The organism is Labrys sp. 22185, from assembly GCF_052045555.1.
Classification (GTDB): domain Bacteria; phylum Pseudomonadota; class Alphaproteobacteria; order Rhizobiales; family Labraceae; genus Labrys; species Labrys neptuniae.
The window spans coordinates 500,705-519,643 of sequence record NZ_JBQEPH010000002.1; the positions used below are offsets into that span (position 1 = coordinate 500,705).

An 18,939-nucleotide genomic window follows, 5' to 3' on the forward strand; every position below is an offset into this window, starting at 1 on the left:
TCAAAAATCCATTGTTCTGCCGCTCTACCGATGCGGAAAAGCTTGCAAAACGCCCTGCTCTTCGTGTTAAGAAGCGCTACCCGAACGCGGGCTGGGTGCAATGCGTCCTCATCGGCGCATGGATCAGAGCGCATCGCATCCGAGCGGTGAGCTTCTTTAGAATGGTTCTAAGTCATTAGAATTATTCTAAAGTCATACTCCTGCCTCCCTCAGCCGTCAAGGCCAGTCATCGGAGCCGGAGCGCGCGTCCCAAGCGGGAATTCGCGGTCCGCCCTAAGGAGGGCCCGGATATCCTGCAAGGTTTCGAAGTTCTCGCGGAACTCGGCTGATCGGGAACCGTTCGGATCAACCGAGCACTGCTCTGGCACACGAAAAAGGCAACTCAATATATGCCCGAAGTTACGTTCACCGGCCCGGCAGGCCGCATCGAAGGCCGCTTCCAGCCGTCCAAGCAGCGTGGGGCCCCCATTGCGATTGTCCTGCATCCGCATCCGCAATTCGGCGGGACGATGAACAACAAGATCGTCTATGATCTGTTCTATGCCTTCGTGCAGCGCGGTTTTTCGGCCTTGCGCTTCAATTTCCGCGGCGTCGGCCGCAGCCAGGGCTCCTTCGACCACGGCGCCGGTGAGCTCTCCGATGCCGCCTCGGCGCTCGACTGGGTCCAGGCGGTGACGCCCGACGCCAAGTCCTGCTGGATCGCCGGCGTCTCGTTCGGGGCCTGGATCGGCATGCAGCTCCTGATGCGCCGCCCGGAGATCGAGGGTTTCATCTCGGTTGCCCCACCCGCCAATCGCTTCGACTTCTCCTTCCTCGCCCCCTGCCCGTCCTCTGGCCTGATCGTCCACGGCGATGCCGATCGCGTCGCACCGCTCAAGGACGTCGAGACGCTGGTGTCGAAGTTGAAGACGCAAAAGGGTATCGTCATCGAGCAATCGGTCATTGCCGGTGCCAACCACTTCTTCGACAACAAGACGGACGAACTGATTGCGTCCTGTTCGTCCTATCTCGACAAGCGCCTCGGCCTGAACGATATCGACGCGGCCTGAATTACTGTTGAAATCACGGTTTCAGGCTACACAGTCAGCCCGCCCTCAAGGCGGGCTTTTTGTTGGAGCACGACAATGTCCCTGACCATCCGCCGCGCCGAACCGGCCGATACCGCAACCGTGTTGGATTTGATCCGAGGCCTGGCGCTCTACGAGAAGCTGGAGCAGGAGGCGGTTGCCACCGAAGCCGACATCCGGGCCAGCCTGTTCGCCACCAATCCGCGCGTCTTCTGTGAGATCGCGGAATGGCAGGGCGAGACGGCCGGCTTTGCGTTGTGGTTCTACAGCTACTCGACCTTCCTCGGCCGCCACGGCATCTATCTGGAGGATCTGTTCGTCCGGGACGCCTATCGCGGCCACGGCATCGGCCAGGCCCTGCTGGGCCATCTTGCCAAGCGCTGCGTCACGGAAAAGCTGGGACGCCTCGAATGGTCCGTGCTCGACTGGAACGAACCTGCCATCGGCTTCTACGAGAGACAGGGGGCCGTGCTGCGCAAGGAATGGATCGGCTGCCGCCTGACCGGCGAGGCGCTGGAGAAGCTGGCTAGAGGCGGTTGAGGATTTCCTGGGACCGCCGGCTTCCAGCCGGCTCTTGCTCATCGGCGGGTGCAGTGCTTCCAAGAGCCGGCTGGAAGCCGGCGATCCCAGAAAGAACGTGCCGGTCCCACTCCATCTCTCGATGGAGTTGAGAAGACCGGCACGCCGGGCTCAATCGAAATCCGGAACCTGGCGCACGGCACCCTTGGCGGCGCTGGTGGCCATGGCGGCATAGGCGCGCAGGGCCGTGGTGACCTTGCGCTTGCGCGGCGCGGCCGGGCGCCAGGGCGCGGCTCCCTTGACGGCGCGGCGGCGCTCGAGCTCGGCTTCCGGCACGGCCAGCACGATGGTGCGGTTGGGAATGTCGATCTCGATGCGATCGCCGGGCTCGACCAGGCCGATGGTGCCGCCCTCTTCCGCTTCCGGCGAGGCGTGGCCGATCGACAGGCCCGAAGTGCCGCCGGAGAAGCGGCCATCGGTGATCAGGGCGCAGGCCTTGCCGAGACCCTTCGACTTCAGATAGCTGGTCGGATACAGCATTTCCTGCATGCCCGGCCCGCCGCGCGGTCCTTCGTAGCGGATGACGACGACGTCGCCGGCCTTGACCTTACCGTTGAGGATGCCGTCCACGGCCGCATCCTGGCTCTCGAACACCACGGCCGGGCCGGCGAATTTCAGGATGGACTCGTCGACGCCGGCCGTCTTCACGATACAGCCGTCGAGCGCCAGATTGCCCTTCAGCACGGCGAGGCCGCCATCCTTGGAATAGGCATGCTCAGCCGAGCGTATCACGCCCTTCTCGCGGTCGAGATCGACATCGTCCCAGCGCCGGTCCTGGCTGAAGGCGACCTGGGTCGGCACGCCGCCCGGCGCGGCCTTGAAGAACTCACGCACGCTCTCGCTCTTGGTGCGCACGACGTCCCACCGATCGAGGGCTTCCGCCATGCTGGCCGAATGCACCGTCGGCAGGTCGCGGTTGATCAGGCCGGCGCGATCGAGCTCGCCGAGAATGCCCATGATGCCGCCGGCGCGATGGACGTCCTCCATATGGACATGGCTGACGGCCGGGGCGACCTTGCAGAGCACCGGCACGCGACGCGACAGCCGATCGATATCGTCCATGGTGAAGGCGATCTCGCCCTCATGGGCGGCAGCCAGGATATGCAGCACCGTATTGGTCGAGCCGCCCATGGCGATATCGAGCGTCATGGCATTCTCGAAAGCCCCGAAACTGGCGATCTTGCGCGGCAGCACGCTCTCATCGTTCTGCTCGTAATAGCGGCGCGCCAGATCGACGACGAGATGGCCCGCCTCGACGAAGAGGCGCTTGCGGTCGGCATGGGTGGCGAGCGTCGAGCCATTGCCCGGCAGCGACAGGCCGAGGGCCTCGGTGAGGCAGTTCATCGAGTTGGCGGTGAACATGCCCGAGCACGAGCCGCAGGTCGGGCAAGCCGAGCGCTCGATCACCTTGACGTCTTCGTCCGAGACCTTGTCGTCGGCAGCCGCAACCATGGCGTCGACGAGATCGAGCGCCTTCTTCTGGCCACCGAGGACGACCTTGCCGGCCTCCATCGGCCCGCCGGACACGAACACCGTGGGAATGTTGAGGCGCAGCGAGGCCATCAGCATGCCGGGGGTGATCTTGTCGCAGTTCGAAATGCAAACCATCGCATCGGCGCAATGGGCATTGACCATATATTCGACGCTGTCGGCGATGAGTTCGCGCGAAGGCAGCGAATAGAGCATGCCGTCATGGCCCATGGCGATGCCGTCATCCACCGCGATGGTGTTGAACTCCTTGGCGACGCCGCCGGCCTGTTCGATCTCGCGGGCCACCAGCTGTCCCAAATCCTTGAGATGGACATGGCCGGGTACGAACTGGGTGAAGGAGTTGACGACAGCGATGATCGGTTTGCCGAAATCCCCGTCCTTCATGCCGGTGGCGCGCCAGAGGCCACGGGCACCGGCCATGTTGCGGCCATGGGTGGTGGTACGGGAACGATAGGCAGGCATCGGCGTCTCTGTGCGTTCGTTAAATCAGGCGGGAAAGCGATCGTATATGAGCCGCCAAGCCGACAATGGCAAGCATGTTTCCGCCTGAGACGGCAGGCGTCTCGCCTGCATCTTCCTTTCCGGCAAATTCGATATTTCCAAGAGCAGGCGAGACGCCCGCGATCCCAGGGGCGCTAGCTTCCGCCGAAATCGTAGCTGGCGAAGGCCTCCACATTGCGGGGCTTGCGGAAGATCTCCGGATGGCCGAGGGCATGGCGGGCATCCTCGTAGCCTGAAGCCCAATGCTCCTCCATCATCAGGCGGGAGAAATCATAGTCCTTGCTGGCCCCTTCATATTTGCGGGCCCTGTAGATCAGCTGCACGATATTACAGGCCTTGCGCTCGACTGCCTTGCTGAGCAGTTCGACATCGTCCTCCAGGCCGAAATCCGCCGGCAATTCCGCCAGGATGCGCTTAAGTGCGCCACGCAGGCGCTGGCGTTCACGAGCGCGGGTGGTCGCCGCCCGCGTGCGGCTGGAATATTGGATCTCCTTCTGCCGGACCTCGACCTCGGCCATGTCCTTGGGGATGTCGCCGCGGGCATTCCACAGATCGACCTGGAAGGCGATCGTATCGAGATCCTGCTGCTCCAGGATCCATTGCAGGGGCGTGTTCGAGACCAGGCCGCCATCCCAATAGAATTGCCCGTCGATCTCGATCGGCGGGAAACCGGGCGGCAGAGCGCCACTTGCCATGATATGTTCCGGCGTGATGCGCGCCGTGCCGTTGCCATTGTCGAAATAGGCGAAATTGCCACTGGCGATATTGACCGCTCCAACCGCAAAGCGGGTCTCGCCGCTGTTGAGCCGATCGAAATCGACCAACTGCAGCAGAGTCTGCTTCAGGGGCGCGGTATCATAGAAACTGGTGGCGCCGATGGAACCGGCCGGCATGAAATAGGGCGGCGGAAAGCGCGGCTCGAAAAATTTCGGCGCTCCCTTCAGCAGAACCTGGCCGGCCAGGACCTGGTTCACCAGCTTGTGCTGGCGGTCGCCCTCCCGGGCGAACAGGCGGACCCATTCGAGAGCCGGTTCGAAGGGCGGGTCGCTCACCATCTCCCAGAAGCGCCGAAGCTTGGCGACACGTTCGCCGGGGGCATTGCCGGCGATCAAAGCCGCGTTGATGGCACCGATGGAAATACCGGCGATCCAGTTGGGCTGGACGCCTCCCTCTTCAAGCGCCTGATAGGCACCGGCCTGATAGGCACCGAGCGCGCCCCCGCCCTGCAACAGCAGGGCGATGCGCTGAAAACCGTTACGCTCTTCCTCGGCATCGACGGATTTACGGCGGGTGCGGGTGCTGGCTCGATCTGCAACTGTCATGGCGCGTTTCCATCCTGCAAACCCAGGCCGGCTATCAGACCACCAGCACGATCACATGACAAACAGGCTTCTTGCCCCACACTGCGTTCACAGCCGAGCGCACGGCGCGCTCCACCGCCAGTTCGACCGCGTCGGGATCGCGTCGCTTGGGCTTGGGCAGACTGTCGATCACCAGCAGGGCGGCATCGGCGATGACGTCGTCCATCAGGCGACCATCACCGACACGCACTGGCAGACCGGAGAATTTCACATCCGGCTCGTTGACGATCTCGCCCTTCTCGGACAGAGCGAGCGCAACCGAGACAGCACCGGACCAGGACAGGCGCCGACGTTGGGGGATAGTTTCCTCGGAAGCGTTGATCAGCACGTCACCATCGAGGCAGATGCGCCCGGTGGGCGCCTCGTCCACCACCTTGGTATCACCTTCGCGCAACGCGATGATCTGGCCGTCACCGGCCGCGACGACTTCAGGCACGCCGAGCGAACGGGCGAGTTCGGCATGTTCGGCCAAGTGCCAGGCTTCGCCATGCACGGGAATGGCGATCTTCGGCCGCGTCCAGTGATACATGTCGGTGAGTTCGCCGCGCCGCGGATGGCCGGAGACATGCACGAGCTGGTTGCGATCGGTGACGATCTCCGCGCCCTGCCGCACAAGGCCGTTGATAATGTTGCCGACGGCCTTCTCATTGCCCGGAATGGTGCGAGAGGAGAAGATCACCGTATCGCCCTTGGCCAGCGTGACCTCAGGGTGCTCGCCCCGGGCGATGCGCGCCAGCGCAGCGCGGGGCTCGCCCTGGCTGCCGGTGAGCACGGCGACCACCTTCTCCCGCGGCAGGAAGCCGTAGCTTTCCGGGCTCAGGAAATCGGGAATGCCGTCGAGCAGGCCGCATTCGCGCGCGACCTGGCAAACCCGCTCCATGGCCCGGCCGACGATCACCACGCTGCGGTCGTTCGCCATGGCGGCTTCGGCGATCGAACGAATGCGCCCGACATTGGAAGCGAAGGTGGTGACGGCCACCCTGCCCTTCCTCGCGCCGATGATCTCCGCCAGATTCTTGGCGACGTCGCGCTCGGAGGGAGAACGCCCGTCGCGGATTGCATTGGTGGAATCGCAGACCAGGGCCAGCACGCCTTCATCCCCCAATGCCTTGAGCCGTGCGGCATCGGTCGTGGGCGGGATCACCGGCGTCTCGTCGATCTTCCAGTCACCGGTGTGGACGACCATGCCCGCAGGGGTGCGGATCGCCAGCGCATTCGACTCTGGAATGGAATGGGCGACATTGATCAATTCGATGTCGAACTGCCCCAGCGTGAATCGCGCCTGGGAGGGGATGATGCGCAGATCGATCTTGGGCGCATCGGGATCGTGCAGGCGCTTGGCCTCCAGCAGGGCCGCGGTGAACTTGGTGGCATAGACCGGCACCTGCAGTTTCGGCCAAAGATGGATGAGTGCGCCGAAATGGTCCTCATGCGCATGGGTGATCACGATGCCCGTCAAATTCTTGCGCTGCGCCTCGATGAAGCGGGTATCGGGCATGACGAGGTCGACGCCCGGCAGGTTGTCGTCGGCAAACGACACGCCGCAATCGACCATCAGCCATTGACGCTTGTTCGCCGGGCCATAGCCGTAAAGCGCCATGTTCATGCCGATCTCGCCAATGCCGCCGAGGGCGCAGAAGACGAGGTCGGAGGTATCGCGTGCCATGTTTGGTTCCTTACGGGCGCGTTGGCCCCATTATTCGCATCAGGCTGCAACGAAGGCAGCCAAACTCTTCATGAATCGGATGAATTAAAGCGTTTTGCGATCCGGCGGAATCACCAAGAATCGCAAAGACGCGTCGTACGAAAGAGTTCGAGCAAAAGAGCGTTTCCCCCAAACGCGCTTTGCTCAAGGGACCAGGCCCGGAAAGAAGATCTCGCCCGCCGAAATTTCACGTCGCGCCCCGGCATCGTCGCGCAGGATCAGTACGCCTTCGGCGTCGAGAGCCTCGAACACGCCATCGATGTCGCCCGAGGGCAGGCGCACGACGATGCGGCGTCCGAGCCCGGCAGCGCGCTGCAGCCAAGCCTCACGGATGGCGGCAAAGCCGGCACCGCGCTGCCATTGCTCCAGACGCCGGGCAAAGCCGTCCGTCAGCGCTACGAAAAAGCTCTCGACATTGATGGCGGCATCGCTCGCCGCAAGATGCGTGGCCGGATAGGGCGTGCCTCCGGGATGGCTGGCGATGTTGACCCCGCAGCCTATCACCGCCGAAAAACCACCGCCGGCATGGGCGCCTTCGACCAGGATACCGGCGAGCTTGGCGCCGCCGATCAAGACGTCATTGGGCCATTTCAGGGCCAGCGCCGCGGCGGCACGCGGCGCGGTGGCGAGCACCGCATCGCTGAGCGCCAGGGCGGCAACGAAACAAAGATCGGCCGCCCGCCGCGGTTCGGCGGGATCGACCAGCAGCAGCGAGGCATAGAGATTGCCCTGCGGAGAGCTCCAGGGGCGGCCGCGCCGCCCCTTGCCGGAGACCTGCTCGCCGGCCGTCACCCACAGGCGGTCCTGTCCGCGCTGCAGGGCTTCGACATTGGTCGAACCAATCGAGTCGAAATGTAGATGACGGAAGCCTGCCGCCTGTGCCTGAACTCCAAGTTTCATCGGCCGCGTTTCATTGCCCCTGCTTGCATCAGCCCGAGGGCAGGAGCGAGGCGGCCGCAGCCGCGGCCGGTCCGGTCACCAGAGTCGGCCAGACAATGAAGAACACCGTCACGATGGTAGCGATGGCAAGCACCCCTGCGAGCGAAACCGACATCGGCTCGAACTCCTCGGCGGGCTCGTCGAAGAACATCACCTTGATGATGCGCAGGTAATAGAAGGCCCCCACCACGCTGGAGAGCACGCCGAGGATTGCCAGAGGCCACAGGCCCTGATGCACGGCGGCGACGAACACATACCACTTGGCCCAGAAACCGGAGAGCGGAGGAATGCCCGCCAGCGAGAACATCAGCGCGGCGAGCGCATAGGCCATGATCGGCTGCTTGCTCGACAGGCCGGCGAGATCGCTGACACTCTCGACATAGGCGCCCCTGCGCTTCATCGACAGGATCACGGCAAAGGTGCCGATGGTCATGGCCAGATAGAGCGCCAGATAGATCAGCACGCCCTGCACGCCCTCCGAGGTCCCTGCAGCCAAGCCGACCAGGGCAAAGCCCATATGGCCGATGGACGAATAGGCCATGAGGCGCTTGATGTTGCTCTGGCCGATCGCCGCGAAGGAACCAAGGGCCATCGAGGCGATGGCGATGAACACCACGATCTGCTGCCACTGGGCAAGCGCTGCCGGGAAGGAGGTGATGATCACGCGGACCAGCAGCCCCATGGCGGCAATCTTCGGCGCACCGGCAAACAGGGTGGTCACCGGCGTGGGCGCGCCCTCATAGACGTCGGGCGTCCACATATGGAAGGGCACGGCCGAGATCTTGAAGGCCAGGCCGGCCAGCAGGAAGACGATGCCGAAGACGAGGCCGAGGCCGACATGCCCCTGCACCGCAGCAGCGATGCCGGTGAACGACACGGTGCCGGCGAAACCGTAGATCAGCGATGCGCCATAGAGCAGCATGCCCGAGGAGAGCGCACCGAGGACGAAATATTTCAGGCCCGCCTCGGTGGACTTCAGGTCGTCGCGATGGATGGAAGCGATGACGTAGAGGGCCAGCGACTGCAGTTCCAGCCCGATATAGAGGGCGATGAGGTCGTTGGCCGACAGCATCATCATCATGCCGGTGGTGGCCAGCAGGATCATCACCGGATATTCGAACTTCTCGATGCCGCGCGAACGCAGGAAGTCGCTCGACATCACGATCGCCGTTCCAGAGCCGATCAGGACCAGGATCTTGGTGAAGCGGGCGAAGGCATCGACGCTGAAGGAACCGTTGAAGGCCTTGCCATCGGTGCTCATGGCCACCAGCACCGCGACCACGGCCAGCAACACCACCGAAAGGGTGGTGACCATGCCGTAGCCGCGCGGCGCCGAGAAGACACCGATCATCAGCAGAGCGATGGCGCCGAGGACCAGAACGATTTCCGGAAGCGCCGTTGCAATTTCAGAAGCAGACATGGCTCGCCTTCGGATCAGTTAAGCGCAACGCTGGCAGCTTTCGCCGCCTGGATGAGATGGGTGACGGCGGCTTCGCTCATGTTCAGGATCGGCTTGGGATAGACGCCGAAATAGATCGTGAGCAGCACCAGCGGGGCCAGGATGATGAACTCCCGGCCGGTGAGATCGGCGATGCCGGCCAGGCTCGGCTTTTCCAGCGCGCCGTAGACGACGCGGCGATAGAGCCAGAGTGCATAGGCCGCCGACAGGATCACGCCGAAGGTGGCGAAGAAAGCCACCCAGGTGTTGGTCGAGAAAGCGCCCACCAGCGTGAGGAACTCGCCGACGAAGCCTGAGGTGCCGGGCAGGCCGACATTGGCCATGGTGAAGACCATCAGCGCCAGCGCATACCAGGGCATGCGGTTGACCAGGCCGCCATAAGCCGCGATCTCGCGGGTATGCATGCGGTCGTAGACCACGCCGACGCACAGGAACAGCGCACCCGAGACGATGCCATGGGAGATCATCTGGAAGATCGCGCCCTGCACGCCCTGCTCGTTCATCGAGAACAGGCCCATGGTGACGAAGCCCATATGGGCGACCGACGAGTAGGCGATCAGCTTCTTGATATCCTCCTGCATCAGCGCCACCAGCGAGGTGTAGACGATGGCGATGACCGAGAGCGTGAACACCAGTGGCGCGAAATATTCGGACGCCGCAGGGAACATCGGCAGCGAGAAGCGGATGAAGCCGTAGCCGCCCATCTTCAGCAGGATGCCGGCCAGGATGACCGAACCCGCCGTCGGCGCCTCGACATGGGCGTCGGGCAGCCAGGTGTGCACCGGCCACATCGGCATCTTCACGGCGAAGGACGCGAAGAAGGCCAGCCACAGATAGGTCTGCATCTGCACCGGGAACGGGTGCTTGAGCAGCACGGCGATGTCCGAAGAGCCGGCATTCCAATACATCGCCATGATGGCGATCAGCATCAGCACCGAGCCGAGCAGCGTGTAGAGGAAGAACTTGAAGCTGGCATAGATGCGCCGCTGTCCGCCCCAGATGCCGATGATCAGGAACATCGGGATCAGGCCGCCTTCGAAGAACAGGTAGAACAGCACGATGTCCTGCGCGCAGAACACGCCGATCATCAGCGTCTCCAGCACGAGGAAGGCGATCATGTATTCGCGCACGCGGTTCTGGATCGAGCGCCAGGAGGCGAGGATGCAGAACGGCATCAGGAAGGTGGTCAGGATGACGAAGGGCAGCGAAATGCCGTCGACGCCCATGCGATAGTTGATCGCCCCGCCCGTGGTGCCGCCGAGCCAGTTGGTGTTCTCCACGAACTGGAAGCTGGTGTTTGCCGGATCGAAGGCAAACAACGGGAAGAGCGAGACGACGAAGGTCGCGATGGTGGTCCACAGCGAGATGATGCGCGAATTGCGCTTCACGCTTTCGGAGTCACCCCGAAGCACGAGCATCAGCACCACGCCCACCAGGGGCAGGAAGGTCGTGACGGAAAGAACCGGCCAGGACATCAGTGCGTGCCTCCGAGCATGGACCAGGTGAACAAGGCCGCGATGCCGATCAGCATGGCGAAGGCATAGTGATAGAGATAGCCGGTCTGCAGCTTGACGACACCGCGGGTGACGTCGACGACGCGGGCCGAGACACCATCCGGGCCAAGGCCGTCGATGACGGCGCCATCCCCCTTCTTCCACAGGAAGCGGCCGAGCCACTTGGCCGGGCGGACGAAGGCCCAGTCATACAGCTCGTCGAAATACCACTTGTTGAGCAGGAAGTTGTAGAGCAGCGGATTGCGGGCAGCGATGGCCGCCGGCACCGAAGGCTTGACGATGTACATGTAATAGGCCGTGGCCCAGCCGATGGCCATCATCGCGAAAGGTGCCAGATGAACGAGCCATGGAACATGCTCCATGCCCTCGAGGATCTTGGTCCCCTCGCCCAGTGACACGGCCTCGCGCCAGAAATGCTCCAGCCCTTCCTCGGTGGCGAAGGAATGGTGGAACACCATGCCCGCGATCACCGCGCCGACCGACAGCACTGCCAGCGGGATCATCATCGGCATCGGCGATTCATGCGCATGGTCATAGGTATGCGCATCGGCCCGGGTCTGCCCATGGAAGGTCATGTAGATCAGGCGCCAGGAATAGAAGGAGGTCATCAGGGCCGCGATCACCGTCATGCAGAAGGCATAAAGCGGGATCAGGTGGCCGCCTTCGGCATAGGCAGCCCAGGCCGCCTCGATGATGCCGTCCTTGGAATTGAAGCCGGCGAAGCCGATCTGGGTGAAGGGAACGCCGAAGCCGGTGAGCGCCAGGGTGCCGATAATCATCGCCCAATAGGTCAGCGGGATCTTCGACTTCAGGCCGCCCATGTGCCGCATGTCCTGCTCATGATGCATGGCATGGATGACCGAGCCGGCACCGAGGAACAGCAGCGCCTTGAAAAAGGCGTGGGTGAACAGGTGGAACACGCCGACATTGTAGGCGCCGACGCCCAGCGCCACGAACATGTAGCCGAGCTGCGAACAGGTCGAGTAGGCGATGACACGCTTGATGTCGTTCTGGACCAGGCCAACCGTGGCGGCGAAGAAGGCCGTGGTGGCACCGATGAAGGTGACGAAGGCCAGCGCATTCGGGGCGTGCTGGAACAGCGGCGACAGGCGCGCCACCATCACGATGCCCGCCGTTACCATGGTAGCGGCATGGATGAGCGCGGAGACCGGCGTCGGGCCTTCCATCGCGTCCGGCAGCCAGGTGTGCAGCAGGAACTGCGCGGACTTGCCCATGGCCCCTATGAACAGCAGCACGCAGGCCACCTCGAGCGCTGGCAGCGTATAACCGAGGAAGTGGATGCTGGTCTCGGCCTTGCTGGCGGCTTCCTTGAAGATGCCTTCGAAACCGACCTGACCGAAGATCACGAACACCGCGAAGATGCCGAGCTGGAAGCCAAAATCGCCGACGCGGTTGACCACGAAGGCCTTGATGGCGGCGGCGTTGGCCGAGGGCTTCTTGTACCAGAAGCCGATCAGGAGATACGAGGCCAGGCCCACGCCTTCCCAGCCGAAGAACATCTGAACCAGATTGTCGGAGGTCACCAGCATCAGCATGGCGAAGGTGAACAGCGACAGATAGGCGAAGAAGCGCGGCCGTGCGGGATCCTCTTCCATGTAGCCGATGGAATAGAGGTGAACGAGCGAAGACACGGTGGTGACCACCACCAGCATCACGGCCGTCAGCGTATCGACGCGCAGGGCCCAGTCGATCTGCAACTTGCCGACATGGATCCAGTCGAGCACCGGAACCGAAGCGGTGGCGCCGTTGAAGCCGACATTGATGAAGGCAACCCAGGACAGCAGGCAGGACACGAACAGCAGGCCGGTCGTGACATATTCGGCAAAGCGGATCTTGCCGGGCGAATGGGGGGATTCCTCGACGGCGTGATGATCGTCGTGACCATCGGAGTCATGGCCGTGATCGTCATGACCATTCGCGTCGTGCCCGTGGGCACCATGGCCATGGTCGCCGTGGCCATGCCCGGAGGTCTCGGCAGCATCGGCCGGCGCCAGGCGCCAGGTCAGCATGTTGGCGATGCCGGCAATCAGGAAGCCGAGGAGCGGCAGGAAGACAATTGCGTTATACACGCCCTCAGCCCTTCATCACGTTGATATCTTCGACGGCGATCGAACCGCGATTACGGTAGAACGCCACCAGAATGGCCAGACCGATCGCGGCCTCGGCGGCGGCGACCGTCAGGATCAGCAGGGTGAAGACCTGGCCCGTAATGTCGTGCAGCGCCGCGGAGAAGGCGACCATATTGATGTTCACCGCAAGCAGGATGAGTTCCACCGACATCAGGATGACGATGACGTTCTTGCGGTTGATGAAAATCCCGAGCACGCCGATGGTGAAGAGAACGGCGGCGACGGCGAGAAAATGGGAAAGATCGACGGCCATGTGTCAGATCCCCTGCCCTGGCTGAACTTTGATGACCTCGACCGACTGCGCCTTGGTGCGCGCCGACTGCAGGGCCGGATTCTGGCGCTTGACGCCTTCCTTGTGGCGCAGTGTCAGCACGATGGCGCCGATCATGGCCACCAGCAGCACCAGGCCGGCGCCCTGGAAGAAGAAGGCATATTGCGTGTAGAGCACGCGGCCGAGCGCCTCGGTGTTGGTAACGGAAGTATCGATCTGCGTCTGCGGATTGACGACGATGCCGGGAGAGATAGCCCAGCCGACCACCACCATCAGCAGTTCGATCAACACGATCAGGCCGACCAGGAAACCGATGGGCAGATATTGCAGGAAGCCCTGGCGCAGCTCGGTGAAATCGACGTCGAGCATCATCACCACGAAGAGGAAGAGCACGGCGACGGCGCCGACATAGACCACGATCAGGATCAACGCGAGGAACTCGGCCCCGGTGAGCATGAACAGGCCGGCCGCATTGACGAAGGCCAGGATCAGATAGAGCACCGAATGCACAGGGTTGCGCGACAGGATGACCATCAAGGCCGATGCCACGCAAACAAAGGCGAACAGGTAGAAGAAGGCTGTCGCCACATTCATGTTCAAACCCCTCTCCGGCCCGTTTCCGTGCCGTCTAGTCTCAAACCGCTTCAGCCTGGCTGAAGCACATACAAACAAACTCGGTCCGTCAGGTCCGCTCGGCGCCTAGCGATAAGGTGCGTCCTTGGCAATGTTCTTGGCGATTTCCCGCTCCCAGCGGTCGCCATTGCTCAGAAGACGGTCCTTGTCGTAGAACAGCTCTTCGCGCGTCTCGACGGCGAACTCGAAGTTCGGCCCCTCGACGATGGCATCCACCGGGCAGGCTTCCTGGCAGAAGCCGCAATAGATGCACTTGACCATGTCGATGTCGTAGCGGGTCGTCCGCCGCGTGCCGTCATTGCCGCGCGGTCCGGCCTCGATGGTGATGGCCTGGGCCGGGCAGATCGCTTCGCACAATTTGCAGGCGATGCAACGCTCCTCGCCGTTGGGATAACGGCGCAGGGCGTGCTCGCCCCGGAAGCGCGGCGACAGCCGGCCCTTTTCGAAGGGATAGTTCAACGTGGCCTTCGGCTTGAAGAAATAGCGCATCGACAGGAAGAAGGCCGAAACGAATTCCTTCAGGAACAGCGCCTTGGCGGCCTGATCGAGACCGACGCGCGGCCGGCTGGGATTGGCGGCGGTCATGGTGCCCATCCGGTGATCTGGAGGAAGCCTGCGACGATCACGACCATGGCGATCGACAGCGGCAGGAAAACTTTCCAGCCGAGACGCATCAGCTGGTCATAGCGGTAGCGCGGCACGAAGGCCTTCACCATCGCGAACATGAAGAAGACGAAGGTCACCTTGACCAGGAACCAGATGAACCCCGGGATCCAGGTGAAGGGCGGCAGATCGATCGGCGCGCTCCAGCCACCCATGAACAGGATGGTGGTCAGGGCGCACATGGTCATGATCGCCACATACTCGCCCAGCATGAACAGCAGGTAGGGCGTGGAGGCGTATTCGACCATGAAGCCGGCCACGAGTTCGGACTCGGCTTCGGCCAGATCGAAGGGCGGCCGGTTCGTCTCGGCCAAGGCCGAGATGAAGAAGATGATGAACATCGGGAAGAGCGGCAGCCAGTACCAGTTCAGGAAGGTCAGCCAGGGCAGACCGATCAGGCTGGCAAGACCGCGGCTGTGCTGAGCGTCGACGATGGCCGTCAGGTTCAGCGAGCCGGCGCAAAGCAGCACGGTGATGATGACGAAGCCGATCGAGACTTCATAGGACACCATCTGGGCCGCGGCGCGCAGGGCCGACAGGAAGGGATATTTCGAGTTTGAGGCCCAGCCCGCCATGATGGTGCCGTAGACACCAAGAGAGGAGATGGCGAAGACATAGAGGATGCCGACATTGATGTCGGCGATCATCGTGCCGGCCGCCACCGGCAGCACGGCCCAACCGGCCAGCGCCAGCACGCAGGTGACGAAGGGAGCGAGCAGGAAGACGCCCTTGTTCGCGCCCGCCGGGATCACCGGCTCCTTGAGCACGAATTTGAGCAGGTCGGCGAAGGACTGGAACAGCCCGAACGGCCCGACGACGTTGGGACCGCGGCGCAGCTGTACGGCTGCCCAGACCTTGCGGTCGGCCAGCAGGTAATAGGCGATGAAGACAAGCAGGCAGACCAGCAGAACCACGCTTTGCAGCGCCGGCAGGCCTACCTTCCACAGGAGTGTTTCCCAGATCGTCATGGCCCGTCCTTACTCCGCCGCCAGCGGCAGCGCGCCCGAGGCGAGCTGCGAACACTGCGCCATCACGGCCGAAGCGCGCGCGATGGGGTTGGTCAAATAGAAATCGCTGATCGCAGCCGCGAAAGCCGCCCTGTCGAAGTCGCCACCGACATTCGCCAGAGCCGAGATGCCGGCGACATCGGCCGCGGCAACCTGGCCGATCTGGCCGAGATGGGGAATGGCGGCAAACAGGGCCTTGCGCAAGGCAGCGAGCGAGTCATAGCCGAGCTTGGCACCGACGGCTTCCGACAGGGCCCGCAGGATCGCCCAATCCTCACGTGCCTCGCCGGGCGGGAACGCCGCGCGGTTGGCGAGCTGGACCCGGCCTTCGGTGTTGACGAACAGGCCCGAACGCTCGGGATAGGCGGCGGCCGGCAGGATGACGTCGGCACGATGCGCGCCGCGGTCGCCATGGCTGCCCTGATAGACCACGAAGGCACCCGGCTCGATGGTGATCTCGTCGGCGCCCAGCAGGAAGAGCACGTCGAGCGCGCCGGCCTTGGCCATGCCGGCGGCATCGAGGCCGCCCTCGCCCGGCACGAAACCGACATCGAGCGCACCGACACGCGAGGCCGCATTGTGCAGCACGCCGAAGCCGTTCCAGCCCTCCTTGACCACGCCGAGGGCCTGGGCGGCCTTGGCGGCCAGCGACAGCAGGGCTGCGCCGTCCGGACGAGCATAGACACCGCCACCCACGATGATGACGGGCTTGGCCGCCCCCTTCAGCAGATCGGCGAAGGCGCCCTTGCCGGCCGCGAGATCGGCCAAAGTATCGGGGCCGGCGCCGAGATAATCATAGGTATAGGTCAGATCGGCCTGCTCGCCGATCAGGCCGATCTTGGCGCCGCGCAACCAACGCTTGCGGATGCGGGCATTGAGCACCGAGGCTTCCTTGCGCGGATTGGTGCCCACCAGCAGGATCGCATCGGCCTCTTCGAGGCCGGCGATGGTCGGGTTGAACAGGTAGCCGGCGCGGCCCAGGGCAGGATCGATCTTGGCGCCGTCCTGGCGGGCGTCGAGGTTCTTGGAGCCGAGCTTGCCGATGAGATCCTTCAGCGCGAACAGTTCCTCCACCGCCGCGAGATCGCCGGCGATGGCGCCGATGCGTTCCGGCTTGGCAGCCTTCACCTTGGTCGCTATGGCGGCAAAAGCCTCCTGCCAGGTGACCGGCTTGAGGCGGCCATCGACACGCAGATAGGGTCGGTCGAGACGCTGGGTCCGCAGGCCGTCCCAGATGAAGCGGGTCTTGTCGGAGATCCACTCCTCGTTCACCAGTTCATTGGTGCGCGGCACGATGCGCAGCACTTCCCGGCCGCGCGCATCGATGCGGATGGCTGAGCCCACCGCATCCATCACATCGACGGATTCAGTCTTGGAGAGCTCCCAGGGACGGGCATGGAATTCGTAGGGCTTGGAGGTCAGGGCGCCGACCGGGCAGAGGTCGATGACATTGCCCTGCAGTTCGGAGCTCATCGCCTTTTCGAGATAGGTGGTGATCTCCATATCCTCGCCACGGCCGATGGCGCCGAGCTCGGAGACGCCGGCGACCTCCGTGGTGAAGCGGACGCAGCGCGTGCAATGGATGCAGCGGTTCATCACCGTCTTGACCAGCGGACCGATATATTTGTCTTCGACCGCGCGCTTGTTCTCGGCATAGCGGTTCTTGTCGACGCCGTAGGCCATGGCCTGGTCCTGCAGGTCGCACTCGCCGCCCTGGTCGCAGATCGGGCAGTCCAGCGGATGGTTGATGAGCAGGAACTCCATCACCCCTTCACGCGCCTTCTTGACCATCGGGCTCTTGGTGAGCACCACCGGCGGCTCGCCGTTCGGGCCTGGGCGCAGGTCGCGTACCGCCATGGCGCAGGAAGCCGTGGGCTTGGGCGGACCGCCCTTCACCTCGACCAGACACATGCGGCAATTGCCGGCAATCGACAGGCGCTCGTGGAAGCAGAAACGCGGGATCTCAGCACCCGCGACCTCACAGGCCTGGAGGAGTGTGTACTCCGCCGGGACCTCGATTTCCTGTCCGTCGACGATCAACTTGGCCATGGATAACCTTGACGATCAGGCCTGGACTGCAAGACGCAATCCAGACTCTTTCCAAACTCGACTTCGCAAAATTCCGTGCCGCGATCAACATCGCGAAGCGAAAATTCAGCGCTCTGAAAGGCCGGAAACGGGAGGCGATCCCGGCCCTGATAAGTTGCAACCGGCGGGAGCCGGCCTGCTATTCCGCCGCCTGCAGGACAGGGGTGGAATGGGGGTTGGCGGCATATTGATCGATGCGCGCTTCGATCTCATGACGGAAATGGGTGATCAGGCCCTGGATCGGCCAGGCCGCTGCGTCACCCAGTGCGCAGATCGTATGCCCTTCGACCTGCTTGGTGACGTCGAGCAGCATGTCGATCTCGCGCTTCTGGGCACGTCCTTCCGCCATGCGGGTGAGCACGCGCCACATCCAGCCCGTACCTTCGCGGCAGGGCGTGCACTGGCCGCAGCTCTCATGCTTGTAGAAATAGGCAAGCCGGGCGATCGTACGCACCACGTCGGTGGACTTGTCCATCACGATGACGGCGGCGGTGCCCAGACCCGAGCGCAATTTCGAGAGCGAGTCGAAATCCATCGGCGTGTCGATGATCTGTTCGGCCGGCACCATGCGCACCGACGATCCGCCCGGAATGACCGCCTTCAGATTGTCCCAGCCGCCCCGGATGCCGCCGCAATGGCGCTCAATCAGTTCGCGGAAGGGAATGCCCATTGCCTCTTCGACGTTGCAGGGCTTGTTCACATGCCCCGACACGCAGAAGAGCTTGGTGCCGACATTGTTGGGGTTGCCGATGCCGGCGAACCAGCCGGCCCCGCGCCGCAGGATGGTGGGGGCGACGGCGATCGACTCGACGTTGTTCACCGTGGTCGGGCAACCATAAAGGCCCATATTCGCCGGGAAGGGCGGCTTCATGCGCGGCATGCCCTTCTTGCCCTCGAGGCTTTCGAGCAGCGCGGTCTCCTCGCCGCAGATATAGGCACCGGCGCCATGGTGGACGTAGAGATCGAAATCCCAGCCGTGCTTGTTGTTCTTGCCGATCAGGCCGGCTTCGTAGGCCTCGTCGACGGCGCGCTGCAGGGCCTCGCGCTCACGGATATATTCGCCGCGGATATAGATATAGCAGGCATGCGCATTCATGGCGAAGGAGGCGATCAGGCAGCCTTCGACCAGATGCTGCGGATCATGCCGCATGATCTCGCGATCCTTGCAGGTGCCCGGCTCGGACTCGTCGGCATTGACGACGAGATAACTCGGCCGGCCATCCGATTTCTTCGGCATGAAGGACCATTTCAGGCCGGTGGGGAAGCCGGCGCCGCCGCGTCCCCGCAGGCCCGAAGCCTTCATCTCGTTGATGATCCAGTCCTGGCCCATCTCGAGGATCTGCTTGGTACCGTCCCACGAGCCACGCTTGATGGCCGCCTGCAGTCCGGGTGACTGGAGGCCGTAGAGATTGGTGAAGATGCGGTCGCGATCAGCAAGCATGGCGAACCTGTCAATAATGAAACTTCTTAAAACGCTCAGGTGGGAAGGATGGCGTCATGCCCCTTCCCGC

15 protein-coding genes are annotated in these 18,939 nt (G+C 63.3%); 2 read left to right on the forward strand and 13 right to left on the reverse strand.

From position 1 onward, the window contains the following. Positions 1–389: 389 nt before the first annotated feature. Together ACTJKX_RS06950 and ACTJKX_RS06955 are read left to right on the forward strand one after the other, a co-directional pair. Positions 390–1,049, forward strand: coding sequence for an alpha/beta hydrolase (locus ACTJKX_RS06950; protein WP_105862965.1), 660 nt, complete (start codon positions 390–392; stop codon positions 1,047–1,049). 75 nt (positions 1,050–1,124) lie between these two features. Next, entirely contained in the window at positions 1,125–1,607 is a 483-nt protein-coding gene (locus ACTJKX_RS06955) for a GNAT family N-acetyltransferase (protein WP_394309194.1), read from the forward strand. A gap of 150 nt (positions 1,608–1,757) precedes the next feature. Here ACTJKX_RS06955 and ilvD read toward each other — a convergent pair whose 3' ends face one another. The 13 genes from ilvD to nuoF all read right to left on the reverse strand — a co-directional run bounded on the left by ilvD (position 1,758) and on the right by nuoF (position 18,869). Beyond that, entirely contained in the window at positions 1,758–3,599 is a 1,842-nt protein-coding gene (ilvD, locus tag ACTJKX_RS06960; RefSeq protein WP_440724818.1) for a dihydroxy-acid dehydratase, read from the reverse strand. 173 nt (positions 3,600–3,772) lie between these two features. Next, complete coding sequence (locus ACTJKX_RS06965; RefSeq protein ID WP_415087374.1) at positions 3,773–4,960, reverse strand: patatin-like phospholipase family protein; 1,188 nt, start codon at positions 4,958–4,960, stop codon at positions 3,773–3,775. A 34-nt stretch (positions 4,961–4,994) separates the two neighbouring features. Beyond that, entirely contained in the window at positions 4,995–6,665 is a 1,671-nt protein-coding gene (locus ACTJKX_RS06970; RefSeq protein WP_440724819.1) for a ribonuclease J, read from the reverse strand. Positions 6,666–6,848: 183 nt separating this feature from the next. After that, positions 6,849–7,604 (reverse strand): biotin--[acetyl-CoA-carboxylase] ligase, encoded by a 756-nt coding sequence (locus ACTJKX_RS06975; protein ID WP_440724820.1) that lies wholly within the window; start codon positions 7,602–7,604, stop codon positions 6,849–6,851. 28 nt (positions 7,605–7,632) lie between these two features. Next, positions 7,633–9,063 carry an NADH-quinone oxidoreductase subunit NuoN gene (gene nuoN, locus ACTJKX_RS06980; RefSeq protein WP_440724821.1) on the reverse strand — a complete coding sequence of 477 codons (1,431 nt, stop codon included), beginning with the start codon at positions 9,061–9,063 and terminating at the stop codon, positions 7,633–7,635. 14 nt (positions 9,064–9,077) lie between these two features. After that, on the reverse strand, positions 9,078–10,577 hold the full coding sequence (locus ACTJKX_RS06985; protein ID WP_311938201.1) for an NADH-quinone oxidoreductase subunit M: 1,500 nt from the start codon (positions 10,575–10,577) through the stop codon (positions 9,078–9,080). Next, positions 10,577–12,706 (reverse strand): NADH-quinone oxidoreductase subunit L, encoded by a 2,130-nt coding sequence (nuoL, locus tag ACTJKX_RS06990; RefSeq protein ID WP_440724822.1) that lies wholly within the window; start codon positions 12,704–12,706, stop codon positions 10,577–10,579. Before nuoL ends, ACTJKX_RS06985 begins: the two co-directional genes overlap by 1 nt. Positions 12,707–12,710: 4 nt before the next feature. Beyond that, entirely contained in the window at positions 12,711–13,019 is a 309-nt protein-coding gene (nuoK, locus tag ACTJKX_RS06995; protein WP_068282543.1) for an NADH-quinone oxidoreductase subunit NuoK, read from the reverse strand. Between the two features lie 3 nt (positions 13,020–13,022). Then, the gene (locus tag ACTJKX_RS07000; RefSeq protein WP_068282540.1) at positions 13,023–13,631 is read right to left on the reverse strand and encodes an NADH-quinone oxidoreductase subunit J; all 609 of its coding nucleotides are present in this window, start codon (positions 13,629–13,631) and stop codon (positions 13,023–13,025) included. Positions 13,632–13,736: 105 nt separating this feature from the next. Beyond that, positions 13,737–14,255: an NADH-quinone oxidoreductase subunit NuoI gene (gene nuoI, locus ACTJKX_RS07005; protein ID WP_311938196.1), complete on the reverse strand. Its 519-nt coding sequence runs from the start codon at positions 14,253–14,255 to the stop codon at positions 13,737–13,739. Further along, the gene (gene nuoH / locus ACTJKX_RS07010; RefSeq protein ID WP_068282537.1) at positions 14,252–15,301 is read right to left on the reverse strand and encodes an NADH-quinone oxidoreductase subunit NuoH; all 1,050 of its coding nucleotides are present in this window, start codon (positions 15,299–15,301) and stop codon (positions 14,252–14,254) included. The genes nuoI and nuoH overlap by 4 nt, the downstream gene beginning before the upstream one ends. A 9-nt stretch (positions 15,302–15,310) precedes the next feature. After that, positions 15,311–17,389, reverse strand: a complete 2,079-nt coding sequence (gene nuoG / locus ACTJKX_RS07015) for an NADH-quinone oxidoreductase subunit NuoG (RefSeq protein WP_440724823.1) — start codon at positions 17,387–17,389, stop codon at positions 15,311–15,313. A 178-nt stretch (positions 17,390–17,567) separates the two neighbouring features. Further along, entirely contained in the window at positions 17,568–18,869 is a 1,302-nt protein-coding gene (gene nuoF / locus ACTJKX_RS07020; RefSeq protein ID WP_311938192.1) for an NADH-quinone oxidoreductase subunit NuoF, read from the reverse strand. Positions 18,870–18,939: the final 70 nt, after the last annotated feature.